Annotated in this window: 9 protein-coding genes; 6 read left to right on the top strand and 3 right to left on the bottom strand. The window is 65.0% G+C overall.

Annotation, left to right across the window (positions count from 1 at the left end; all coding sequences use genetic code 11):
- The 3 genes from IPP90_14810 to IPP90_14800 all read left to right on the top strand — a co-directional run.
- Positions 1-879 (top strand): hypothetical protein (locus IPP90_14810; protein ID MBL0171960.1); only part of this gene is annotated, 879 nt, incomplete at its 5' end.
- A 123-nt stretch (positions 880-1,002) separates the two neighbouring features.
- On the top strand, positions 1,003-2,658 hold the full coding sequence (locus IPP90_14805) for an ankyrin repeat domain-containing protein (protein ID MBL0171959.1): 1,656 nt from the start codon (positions 1,003-1,005) through the stop codon (positions 2,656-2,658).
- 973 nt (positions 2,659-3,631) lie between these two features.
- Positions 3,632-3,793, top strand: a complete 162-nt coding sequence (locus IPP90_14800; GenBank protein MBL0171958.1) for a hypothetical protein — start codon at positions 3,632-3,634, stop codon at positions 3,791-3,793.
- A 99-nt stretch (positions 3,794-3,892) separates the two neighbouring features.
- Here the strand turns inward: IPP90_14800 and IPP90_14795 are convergent, their stop codons facing one another.
- Together IPP90_14795 and IPP90_14790 are read right to left on the bottom strand one after the other, a co-directional pair.
- The gene (locus IPP90_14795) at positions 3,893-4,357 is read right to left on the bottom strand and encodes a ferritin (GenBank protein ID MBL0171957.1); all 465 of its coding nucleotides are present in this window, start codon (positions 4,355-4,357) and stop codon (positions 3,893-3,895) included.
- A gap of 125 nt (positions 4,358-4,482) precedes the next feature.
- Entirely contained in the window at positions 4,483-6,318 is a 1,836-nt protein-coding gene (locus IPP90_14790; GenBank protein MBL0171956.1) for a multicopper oxidase domain-containing protein, read from the bottom strand.
- Between the two features lie 178 nt (positions 6,319-6,496).
- Between IPP90_14790 and IPP90_14785 the strand changes: the two genes are divergently transcribed.
- The 3 genes from IPP90_14785 to IPP90_14775 are packed head-to-tail and all read left to right on the top strand — an operon-like array spanning position 6,497 to position 10,790.
- Positions 6,497-9,979, top strand: a complete 3,483-nt coding sequence (locus IPP90_14785; protein MBL0171955.1) for an Ig-like domain-containing protein — start codon at positions 6,497-6,499, stop codon at positions 9,977-9,979.
- Positions 9,976-10,512: a hypothetical protein gene (locus tag IPP90_14780; protein ID MBL0171954.1), complete on the top strand. Its 537-nt coding sequence runs from the start codon at positions 9,976-9,978 to the stop codon at positions 10,510-10,512. Before IPP90_14785 ends, IPP90_14780 begins: the two co-directional genes overlap by 4 nt.
- Positions 10,509-10,790 carry a hypothetical protein gene (locus IPP90_14775; GenBank protein MBL0171953.1) on the top strand — a complete coding sequence of 94 codons (282 nt, stop codon included), beginning with the start codon at positions 10,509-10,511 and terminating at the stop codon, positions 10,788-10,790. The genes IPP90_14780 and IPP90_14775 overlap by 4 nt, the downstream gene beginning before the upstream one ends.
- 9 nt (positions 10,791-10,799) lie before the next feature.
- Here IPP90_14775 and IPP90_14770 read toward each other — a convergent pair whose 3' ends face one another.
- Positions 10,800-11,966 (bottom strand): carboxypeptidase regulatory-like domain-containing protein, encoded by a 1,167-nt coding sequence (locus IPP90_14770; protein ID MBL0171952.1) that lies wholly within the window; start codon positions 11,964-11,966, stop codon positions 10,800-10,802.
- Positions 11,967-11,994 lie beyond the last annotated feature (28 nt).

Here is an 11,994-nt window from a genome sequence, read left to right as displayed (position 1 = left end):
CGTTTGGCGCAGGGTGCCACCGGTACCGGCAGCGATGCGGACGGCGTGCGCGGCTGGGAATCCGTGGCCGTCGACGCCAAAGGCAATGTGCTGGTGCTGTGGCTTGACCATCGCGAAACGGTCAGTGCCGACGCGATGCACAAGCATGACAGCGCGTCCGGCGTCCAATCCGCGACGCCCATGCCAAAGCCGAGTCCCACCGAACGAGCCGGCTTGTCACAGCTGTACTTCTCTTCGCTCAACGGCACGAAGGCCGTGAAGATCACGCGCAGCGTCTGTTATTGCTGCAAGACCTCGCTCGCGACTGCCGGCGGCAACGTGTATGCCGTGTGGCGCCATGTGTATCCGGGAAGTCAACGCGACATCGCGTTCAGCATGTCTGCCGATGGCGGTCGGACGTTTTCTGCGCCGGTGCGGGTGAGCGACGATCATTGGCAAATTGACGGCTGTCCCGACAATGGACCGGCGATCGCGATCGATCGGGATCGCCGTGCGCACGTGGTGTGGCCCACGCCCGCCGACGGCAAGACGGCCTCGTCGCTGGCGCTATTCTACGCGATCACGCGGGACGGGCGCGCGTTCACGACCCGCACCCGCATCCCCACCCGCGGACCGGCGTCACACCCGCAGATGGCGATGGAACGTGACGGATCGATGCTGGTGGCATGGGATGAGATTGTTGACGGAGCGCGTCGCATGGCCGTGACGCGGGCGCGTGTTGATGCGGCGGGGATCGTCTCGTTCTCCGCGGTGACGTCGCCGGATGGAAGCGCAGGCAGCTGGTATCCCGCCCTGTCGACAACGCCCACCGGCACATTAATGGCCTGGGTGAAGCAGCTGGACAAGGGCAGCGCCATTGGCGTTGGCACGGTGAAATAGGGGGCTCGCCGAGGCGCGCGGTGCGCGATAGTTTGTCATCGCGCGCAGCGCGCATCCTCCGGGAAGGGCCCGGGGTTCGCGCCTCGAACCCCGCCTGTGCGGACCCGGGCATCATGGGTCGGCATGTCCGATACCAACGATTCGCCCGCTGGCGGGCCCGATTTCACGCTCGACAATCTGCGCCGTCAGGCCAAACTGCTGCTCAAGCAGGCCAGGAGTGGCGACCCGGTGCTCATTGCACGGCTGCGCGCGCTGCTGCCACGATTGGCATCGCTGGACGACGCCACCGTGCAGGCCGACATCAAGCTGGCGGATATCCATCATGCCGTAGCCCGCAAGAACGGCAAGTCCAGCTGGCGCGAGCTGACCGCGTTCATGAAGCGTGTCGATCCCATACATGTGCACGGCGCGCGCTTCCTGCTCGCGCTTCGCGACCACGACACCGCGCACGCCAAGGCCATGCTGGACGCGCACCCCGAACTGGCGCGCTACAGCATCCATTGCGCGGCCGCCGTCGGCAATCCGTCGCTGGTGGCAGCGTTCCTTGCGAAGGATGTGCGGCTTGCGACGTCTGGCTTTCAACCAGACGGTCCTGAACCGCTGATCTACGCCTGTCACATGGGGTTACAGTCACTGCTGGGCGTCACTGAGATCGATCGCGTGCGTACGGTGCAGCTGCTGCTCGACGCCGGCGCCAGCGCCAACGCATACATACGTGTTGGCGACCATGGCGAAGCACACATCCCCGCGCTGTACTTCGCCTGCGTGTCCGACAACGTCGCAGTCGCTCGGCTGCTGCTGGAACGCGGCGCCAACCCCAACGACGGCGAAAGCGTCTATCACGCAGCGGAAATGAACCACCGGGAGTGTCTGGAGCTGCTGGCGGCGCATGGCGCTGAACTCAGCGCCGCGCACTCGCAGTGGGGGAACACACCACTCTACTTCCTCGCCGGCTACAAGGAATCCGACCACCGCTGCGGGACCGCCACGCTGGGTATGCAGTGGCTGCTGGCACACGGTGCCAACCCGAACGTGTTGAGCCATGTGAACGCGGGAACGGATGACCCGCGCGGAGTGGCCGAAGCGCCGTTGCACCGCGTTGCGTCGTTTGGACGCGAGGTCGCCGTGGCCCGCATGCTGGTGGAACACGGGGCCGTGGTGGATCTGCCGCGCGGCGATGGCAAGAGCGCCTATGCGTTGGCGATGCGCACCGGCAACATGGGGGTGGCGACGTATCTTGCCGAATGCGGGGCGAACACCGCCGCGCTCACACCGGTCGATCGATTCCTGGCGGCATGCATCGGTGCCGACGAACACGCCGCACGCGCCATACTCGCCACGCATCCCGCGCTGATGTCGGAGTTGACGGCAGAGGATCGACAGACACTGGCGCTGGCCGTCGAACGCGACCGCGAAGCCAGTGTGCGACTGATGTTCGCGTTGGGATGGGTGCCGTCGGACGAAGGCGAATGGGGCGGCACCCCACTACACTGGGCCGCCTGGCACGGTCGCGTGAACATGGTGCGCGTGCTGCTCGAGTGTGGTGCACCAGTGAACGTGCGTGACCGCACGTACGGCAGTTCACCCATTGCCTGGGCATCGCATGGTTCGACGAACGCGCGTCCCGGGAACGACGCCGACTATGTCGCCGTTACGGAGATGCTGCTCGACGCCGGTGCAACCCGTGCCGAGTCGTACAACAAGTGGGGTGAGTCGCCGGAAAACATGGCCAGCACGGCGGTGGCTCAGCTGCTTAGGGCGCGTGGGTTCGCAGGGTAGTATGGCAGTCATGTACGTTTCACCATCGCAGGTGCTCCTTGCCGGTTCGTCACCAAGCCATTTCTCGCTTCTCACACACGCCAATGCAAACCACTGCTCGCATCACGCGCCTCACCATCAGCGCTACGCTGCTCCTCTTCGTTGCTGGCACTGCCAACGCCCAGGCCACCCAGCCCGACTATGCCGCCGCGATGCACCGCGCGCATATGAACGAGACACCGACTGCGTCACCCGCTGCACTCGTGGCACCGCGCATGGAAGTGGTTGGAGAGAGCGTTGTGTACGGCACACTCAACGGAAAGCCCATCAAGGGCTATCTCGCGAAACCCGCCGCAGGGGCGAAGACTGGGAAAGCCATCGTGATGGTACACGAGTGGTGGGGGCTCAATGCGAACATTGAGGCCATGGCCAAACGCTTTGCCGGCGAAGGGTACACGGTGCTCGCCGTTGACCTTTTTGGATCGGTGGCCACGACCCCTGATGCCGCCATGAAGCTGTATCAGGCCGGCATGGCAGACATTGGCGGTGGTGAGCGCAATCTTGGTGAAGCCATCGCCTATCTCAAGAAGGCCGGCGCCACCTCCATTGGGTCAGTAGGCTACTGTTTCGGTGGACACTGGTCGCTGCGCACCGGGCTCGTGGGCGGCGCCAACATCGATGCCGTGGTGATCTACTACGGCGCGCCGATCACCAATGCCACGGAACTCGCGCGCCTGAAAGCGCCCGTGCTTGGCCTCTATGCTGGCAAGGACACCGGCATACCGGTTGACAGCGTTCGCGCGATGGAAGCGGTCGCGAAAGCCCGAACCGGTCCGTGGCGTGACAAGACCGTGGCGGTCGTTTGCGCGGTGGCGTTCTTCGGCCCCCTGGTACCGCGGGGGGCTTCCCCCCCCCTCCTCTCCCCGGGGCGCGGGGGGGGGGGGGGGGGGGGGGGGGGGGGGGGGGTTTTTTTTCTTTGCGCCCCGGTTGCGTCGTGGATCGCGGTGATGGTGAGGCAATCGGCAGCCCCGAGGCGTGTTTTGAGCCAACCCCACCGCGTCAGGCGTACGGCAAGACCGTGGCGGAGGATGCGTTTTCGAGGACGGTGGCGTTCTTCAAAGGCCGAGTTCCCAACACGTCGGCGGCCGGCGGTTAAGCAGACCGTGGCGGCTGGCCATCCGCCGGGGCGCGTCGCCAGACCGCTTGCCGTCCAGCCGCCGTGCAGCGGTACGCCCTTCCCACGCCTCCACCCGTGTCAGGCCCGTGGCCCGACATCCCCGGTCCGCGCGATTGAGCGATCGGGGGCGGTCCATCCCTTGTTGACCCTCCTCCTGGCTGCTGGTGCCACAAACCACTGCAGGAACCCCTGCGCGAGATAGTCGCGCTCGTCAGCGGCAATATCCATCAGGCCGCGAATCTGTCCCGTGACTTCGACTTCCCAGTTGAGCGCGGCCTCGACCGCCGCTTCGGCAGACGCGAACGTGTGCACCGGCTCCCGCACGGCGGGAATGCGCAGGTCTCCCTTGGTGTCGACGACATAGTGCAGCAGTTTTTGCGCGTGCTCCCGTTCTTCGTCGGCCTGCTTGAAGAACAGCGTGGCCAGCAACGACAGGTTGGCTTTCTGGAAATGCGCGGCGATGGCGTAGTACTGCAAACTGGCGGCCATCTCGTTGCCGATCTGCGTATTGATGGCTTGTGCGAGCGTGCTGCTGATCAACATGGGAACTCCGTTGTATTGGATTGTGTTTTGAACTACAGTGGGCAGAGAGGTCACCGACGCGGCGCGCAGTTCAGCGAACGTCGATGGGTACTCTGAACGGCGCCTTCACATCAGTCACCGAAACGTCAAGCATGGCCCGCAGCGGCCGCGTGGGTGTCAGGTGAAGTCACGTTCTCAACACCGATCTTCCGCAACGTCGACGCTTGCTCCGCGCGCCGAGTGGCGGGCAGATCGGCGCCATCCTTGGCACGCGGGCGCCAGCGCAGCGGGATCGAGTCGGTATGCAGCATCGCCTCGCCCGAGGCCGCTTCGCCGATGTTCAGGAAACGCAATCGATAGGTGGTCCCAACGTGCAACCGCAGTGGCGTCGCAGCGCGCGCACCATTCAACGTCGCGCCACGCTTGCCGTCCAATATGGCATCGCCAATCACGAACAACAAATCCGTTGCCGGATCAAAGCGTTCACGGGGCTCCATCACAATCAGCGGCCCGAACATGCCGGCCGAAAGTTGGTCTTCTTCTTCCATGTGCGGGTGATACATGAATGTTCCGGCCCGCGGCGGCGTCATCACGGCCACAAACGAATCGCCGGGGGCAATCATCGGCGCGCGCCGTGAATCGGCACCGCTCCAACCCGACACGCCATCGTAGTAGCTCTCCAACTCCATGCCGTGCCAGTGCACGCTGGTGGGTTCTGACAGTCGATTGATCACGGTAATGGCGGTGCGTTGGCCGCGTGTGAGCACCAGCATCGGCCCCGGTACGTTGATGGAGTCGACCTTTGGCGGCATGGGGCCCTGCTGCAGCGCGTATCCCCGCGCGTGCGCCGTGTCGTCAACGGCCGGCCCCGACGCCTGCTGGGCGAACAGCCGAAGGCGCTTCGCAATCACCCCCACCGTCGGCGACACGGTTGTCGTCGCGCCGCGCTCGTGCACCGCAATCCCCATCACCAGTCCCGACATCGAACGCGTGACATGCGACGACGCGTCGTGCATGTCGGCCATGCTCACCCGCACCGAATCGGGTCGCACGGGAAACGGGATGACGTGAAACACGATGTGACAGTGAAACAGCCAGTTCCCCGCCCGTGTGGGCTGCCACCGCATCTGTGCCGTGGTCCCCGGCGAAAGGTATTCGGTGACTTCCGTACGGCGCGCGTCGGGGGCGTAGGTGGTGTCGACTCGGCCGTCGCCCTTGGCCAGCGCCGTGAAATGAAACCCATGCAAGTGCATGGGATGCGGGGTCCCCGTCGCGTTGAGCCAACGCCAGCGCACGGTGTCACCGACGGCATAGTGCAGCGCCTCGGTGTGCGGCCACGACAAACCATTCACGGCCAGATCGAACATGTCGTCTTGCGGCTCGGGTCTGGTGGTGTCCGGCAACACGTCCAGCGTGGTGATCACGAACACGCGTTCGCTCGTATCCGGCGCCACGCCGGCCGCGTCCACCACGATGGCACCGGCCAGCGGGCCGTCGCGTCCCTCCGAGCGTTCCATCCGGTCACCGCTGGTGCGTCCCCAGTACAGGTACGTGCCCGGTGCGCCCGCCACAAAATGCACGGTGCGCGATTCACCGGCCTTCACCTGCAGCGTGTCATCTCCGCTGGTGCCAGGCCGCAGACCGTGTACGACCAGCGTGGAATCGGTCAGGCTGTTCGTGACGTGAATCTCGACCACCGTGCTTGTGGCCACACGCAACAGCGGGCCGGGAATACGCGGCACACCATCGGGAGCCGCAAACGCCTGCACGGTGACTGAGCTGTCCACATCGGTGTCCGGTCGCCAGGCCCCCATAGTGGCGTTGAGCGCAAACACCAGCGTATCACCACGCCGCGTGCCGCCCGCGACCCGGTTGTCATTCGGCACTACTGCCACGGGCGCGTGATTTGCCGACCGACCACATGCCGCAAGCGCCATCATGAGGCCGATGGTGGCCGCCCGGCTCCGGGAGGGAATTGTCATCGGCTAAGCATGCAGTCCGGCGCCTCAGCCCGCCACGACCAACGGCCTCACGGAACCATGATCCTTTCTCCATGATTCCTGCGCTTTACTGAACGAGCGAATTCGTGGACCGGGTGAGTCGTGCCCGTTCGACGAATCGGAGGTGGTCCCTACCCCGTCAAGAAAGAGGATAGTCCGAATGGGCACGGCGTTTCGGCGGTTAGCCAGCAGGATCCTCGTGGTGACGCCATTGGCGGTGTTCGCCGCTTGCGGAGGTGGCGGCGACGCGGCCGCTCCACGCATCGTGGCCACGGTGGACGTGTCCCCGTCGTTGCTCAATCTGGTGCCCGGTCAGACCACCACCCTCACGGCAACGGCCCACGACGCGGCGGGCATTCCCATCAGCGGCAAGACGGCCACGTGGTCGTCATCCAATCCGTCGGTATTGACGGTATCGGCCGTCGGTGTCGCCACCGCCATCACCGACGGTATCGCCTCCATCTCCGCCACCATCGATGGCAAGGTGGGTGGCGCGGCAGCGACCGTGCGCACACCCGTCGCCTCGGTGACGGTCACGCCAGCCACCGCCGAACTGTTTCTGGGCGGCGCACCACTGCAACTCACCGCCGTGCCCAAGAGTCCCGCTGGTGCCGCCATCGCCGGGCGCACCGTGACGTGGGCCAGCGCCAGCCCCACTATTGCATCGGTATCATCCACCGGTCTCGTGACCGGCGTTGCGGCCGGCGCCGCCAACATTACCGCCACCGCGGACGGGATTGTCGGCTCGGCCACCATACAGGTGTCCCCCAATCCCTGCAACGTGATTCGCGCCGTGGCAGTGGGACAGACGCTGTCCGGCACGCTGGTGGCGAACGACTGCAAGCTTAGCGACAGCACCGCCATCCAGCGCTATGAATTCACCGTCACCGCGCCCACGAAAATTGAAGTGCTGATGACCAGCAGTGCGGTGGACGCCTACCTGTTCCTCACCGACGCCGCGCTGAATGTGATTGACGAAGACGACGACGGTGGCACGGGCATCAATGCCCGCATTCTGCGCACCATTCCGGCCGGTCGCTATTTCGTCATCGCCAACACGTACAACGCCAACACCTTCGGCGCCTATCAGTTGACCGTGCGGCAAGCGCCGGCCGCGTGTTTCATCGGTCGCACCACCACGCTGCCGTCCACCATCGACGCCTCGTTGTCAGCCGCCTCGTGTCTCCAGCGCGACGAGAGCTACGAAGATCGATACGACATCACGGTTGGCGCGCGCACCACACTCACCGTCAACATGACCAGTACGGTGCTCGATCCGTTTCTGGTCGTGATCGACAACGCCGGGCGCGTGGTCGATCAGGATGACGACTCCGGCGCCGGTTTGAACGCCAGTCTCGAAGTGCCGCTCGAACCAGGCAATTACACCATTCTCGCCCGTGGACAGCCCGGCCAGACCGGCGCCTATCGACTGGTGGTGGCGCCCCTCGTCGATCCGTGTGCGGTCACGCGAACGATTGCCGCGGGCCAGGTGCAGTCGGGCACCTTCGCCCCGGGCGACTGCGCGATCAGTGATGGCGGCGGCCCCAACCGGTATTTCCAACGGTACGGACTGACGCTGGCCACCACCACGGCTATGCAGTTCGACATGACCAGTGGTGTCGTCGACGCCTATCTCGTCATCCAGAACGCGCAAACGGGTGCCGTGATTGCGGAAAACGATGACGCCTCGTCGCAAACCACTAATGCGCGCGTGCTCATCAATCTGCCCGCCGGTCAGTACATCGTGAACACCACCACGTACAACGCCGGCGAGGTCGGACCGTATCAACTGGCGGCCGGTAGCATTCAGGCGTCGGGTGTCACGATATCGGTTGGACCACAGAATCTCTCCCTGCAGGCGGGACAGTCCCAGCAGGCCTCCAGTACCGTCACCGGCTCGGCCAACATCGCGGTCACCTGGCAGAGCAGCGAGCCCGGCGTTGCCTCTATCACGGGAACGGGCGTCATTCGCGCCATCACCGGCGGCACGTCCACCATCACCGCCACCTCGCAAGCCGATCCGTCCAAGACCGCGTCGCTCACCGTTACGGTCGGCGCATCAACCGGCGTGACCAATCTCGATATCGCCGCGCTGTATCTGGTGCAGTCGGTACAGCAGTTGGACGGCCGCGTGCCGCTGGTGGCCGACCGCGGCGCCGTAGCCCGCGTGTTCCTGCGCGGCAATCGCACCGGACTTGCCGCGGCAACGGTGCGTCTCCGCATTCTGCAGGGTGCCACCGTGCTCGGCACGTTTACCGGCACGGCCACGCCCACCACGACGGTCGATGAAGGCTGCTGTTCGGCCAACATCGTCATTCCTTCCACGGCGATACGCACCGGCATTTCTGTGCTGGCCGATGTCGACCCGGACAACGCGGTCGCAGAATCGAATGAAGCGGACAACCAGTTTCCGTTGTCAGGCACCGCGCAATCGCTGAACGTGGTGGCGGTGCCGCCGATGAATGTCCGTCTCATTCCTGTGCAGCAGAATCGCAACGGCCCGGTGGGTGCCGGCGCGGCCTCGCTGTTTGATGTGTTCAAGTCGATGTGGCCGCTCAGCGTCATCAACGCCACGGTACGTCAGCCGCTGGTGATCGACTACACTATCGGCACCCAGACATTTGACGATTGGGGTCGCCTGGTGCGGGACGTCGAGATTCTGCGACAGACGGAAGGTGGCGGTGCCTACTACTATGGATTGGTGCGCACGCGCGGCACCAGCGGTGTCCTGGGTCTCGCCAACGGCATTCCGGCCCGCACGGCCATCGGCGTGGATGAGGGCTCCGACTTTGGCGCCGCTGAAGCGAAACTCACCTTTGCGCATGAGATGGGACACACCCTGTCGCTACGTCATTCGCCGTGCGGCGGTGCCGCCGGACCCGAGCCCACGTATCCATTCGCCGATGGCAGCACCGGCGCGTACGGCATGGATACGTTCAACGGCAACGCGATCAAGTTGCCCAACGCGAAGGATGTGATGACGTATTGCCCCAACCAATGGGTGAGCGCGTTCAACTACCGCAAGGTGATGGACTTCCGACAGGCCAATCCCAATGGCACGGGAATTTCGGCACCCACCAGCGTGCTGATGGTGTCGGGTGGCATTCAGCGTGGAGTGCTTACGGTTGACCCGGCGTTCTCGGTGAAGGCCGCGCCGGCCAGCAACGATGCCAACGGACGCTTTGTGATTGAAGGCTTCTCGGCTGATGACAAACTGCTGTTCTCGCGGCGCTTCAATCCGTATCGCGTGGACGACGCGGAAGCCGAGGCATTCGTGATCGCCGTGCCGGTGCCGGAAGCGGTGCAAGCACAGGTTGCCCGGCTTGGCGTGCGTGAGCTCAGTGGCACCGGTTCCCTGGCGCGCGGGACATCACGCCGACTCCCATCCACCGCCGGCGGAACCGCCACGCTATCCACGTCGCGTCTTCCCGGTGCCAAGTTGCAGATGACATGGGCGCCGTCGGAGGTGCCGTTGGTGATCGTGCGCGACCGCGTCAACGGCGAAGTGCTGGCGATGCTGCGCAACGGCACCGCCGAGTTGTCGCAGTTTGGCCCGGCCGATCGGGTGGAGTTGCTGCTGTCCGATGGTGTCAAGAGTACCCGTGCCACCGTTGACCCCATCACCGGAGCCATCCGTAAATGATCACGCGAACCGGAGTGTCGATGCGCGCTGTGCTGCTGATTGCGGTTGTGGCCCTGTCCTGCCGGTCGCGCGCCGGGGCCGACAAATCCGCAGCCGCCAACGGGGCGAGTGCGTCAGGGGCGCTGGCGTTGCGACTGGAACGCGGCCCGTGTTACGGGCGCTGCCCGGAGTACACGGTGGAGCTGTTCGATGACGGCGCGGTGCATTTCGTTGGGCTTAAAAACGTCGCGTCGTTGGGCGCGCAGAAGGCGACGGTGGCGGCGGCCGATGTGGGCGCGCTGCGGAAGCGGTTGCTGGATGCGGGCTTTGCATCGGCGGACACTGCGTACGTGGGAGGGAGCGCCAATTGCGGGCAGTACTTCACCGACGGTCCGCAGTTGGTGTTGTCCACGCCGATTGGTGCCACGCTCAAATCGGTCCATCTCGAAGCGGGTTGCATGGGCGCCCCGACTTACCTGAAAACCCTGGCTGCCCAGGTGGACAGCGTCGCTCGGACGAGCGCCTGGATCGCCGGCAAAGGAGACAACAAGTGAAGACCATGCTCTACATCGCGGCGCCGTTGCTGATCGCACTGGCGCAACCCGCTCAGCCACCCGTGCAGCCCACCCTGCCGGTGGCCTCGCTCGATTCGCATCTGGCGCGCCACCCCAAAGCCAAGGTGGCGGCCAGCACGCGCGCCAAGAACAGCGCGGCCAAGTCGGGCGAGCAGACCGCAGCAGCTCGGAACTCGGCGAGCGTCTCAACTTCGGCGACCCCGCTGCCAACCGTGCATCCGCGCGCCAAGCCCTCCAAGAGTACGCCGCCGCGGTGACGACGGCGGCTACTCTTCGCACCAGATCGCCTTGCGCGACATGTACGTTTGCGACCGCCACTCGGGTGCTTCGAAACTTTGCTTGGTCGGCACATCGGGTGGCGGTGTCGTGAACACGTAGCTGGTCAATTGCTGCAGTTCGGTTGGCAGGACGGCGCGGCTGGCGGAATCGGCCGCCTTGTCGCTGGGGCGAAGTCGCGTGACCGCGCAGACCGTCTGAATCACCGACAGGCCGCTGGCAATCTCCACGAATCCCGTGGACACGTGCACGGTGGCGATCGTGGCGAGTTGTCGTGGCAGTTTATCGGGCCGACTGAGCTCGAGATCCATCTTGCGCAGCTGTGACGTGGCGCTGTCCAGGTAGAACGCACCGTGCACATCCGGCGTGTCCATCTTGTCGTCGGCACGCACATCCAGTCGGTACCACGTCTCCTCGCCCGTCACCGTGGTTTGCGGTGTGGCACCGCCGTAGAAGAAGCAGTGCGTGCGCGCGAAGCCGTCATCCGCCAAATCGAGAATGGTCGGGAGCCCCATGCTGTACTGATTCCCCCGGCGACGCACCACGCTGCCCGCCCGATACTCCACGCGCGTCTTGCTGGGAATCGGCTGGATGTCCACGTTCTGGATGAACAGCGCATCGTCGCGCACCTCGCCCAGCGCGCGCGCGTGCATGGACACGAACGGATACTGATACGCCAGCAGTCGATACCGATCGGCATTCTCCCGCAATAGCGACACCAGCGTGAACACCTCGGGGTCTCGCACCGCGTCGGGAGCGCCGGGACTGGTGCAGTAGCTGGCCGCAACAACCCGTACGCGGGTCAACTGTTGCGGGACGCGTGACATTCGCACCTCAAGCACCGTTGGCGCGCCCGGTGTGACGCTCACTTGCACGCGATAGGGCACGAATCCCAGTCGACGGACTGTCACCTGATACACACCTGGTGACAGTGCCGGCACGGCCAGACGGCCGCGTCCATCGGTAAAGCGTTCGACATTGGCCTGGGCGATCCCCACCACGGCGTACGCCAGCGGCGCATCAGTGCGCGCGTCAACCACCGACAGTTGCAGCACGCCGCGATCCGGCTGATCCTGCGCGGCAATGGGCGTGGTCATTACCAAGGCCAGCACTGCGAGAAATTCGGCCAGGCCAATGGAAACGCGGAGGACAGGCATGGCCAAGTATGGCCCCCCGCCTCCCGGC

This window comes from Gemmatimonadaceae bacterium, from assembly GCA_016720905.1.
Taxonomy (GTDB): domain Bacteria; phylum Gemmatimonadota; class Gemmatimonadetes; order Gemmatimonadales; family Gemmatimonadaceae; genus Gemmatimonas.
Note: the sequence above shows the minus strand (reverse complement) of the source record. Positions and strands in the feature narration are given on the sequence as shown.

What these genes read in the sequence shown, in the direction of transcription:
- IPP90_14780 (MBL0171954.1), top strand. Translation starts at nt 9,976, where the DNA reads ATGATCACGCGAACCGGAGTGTCGATGCGCGCTGTGCTGCTGATTGCG.
- IPP90_14790 (MBL0171956.1), bottom strand. Translation starts at nt 6,318, where the DNA reads ATGACAATTCCCTCCCGGAGCCGGGCGGCCACCATCGGCCTCATGATG.
- IPP90_14770 (MBL0171952.1), bottom strand. Translation starts at nt 11,966, where the DNA reads ATGCCTGTCCTCCGCGTTTCCATTGGCCTGGCCGAATTTCTCGCAGTG.
- IPP90_14795 (MBL0171957.1), bottom strand. Translation starts at nt 4,357, where the DNA reads ATGTTGATCAGCAGCACGCTCGCACAAGCCATCAATACGCAGATCGGC.
- IPP90_14785 (MBL0171955.1), top strand. Translation starts at nt 6,497, where the DNA reads ATGGGCACGGCGTTTCGGCGGTTAGCCAGCAGGATCCTCGTGGTGACG.
- IPP90_14805 (MBL0171959.1), top strand. Translation starts at nt 1,003, where the DNA reads ATGTCCGATACCAACGATTCGCCCGCTGGCGGGCCCGATTTCACGCTC.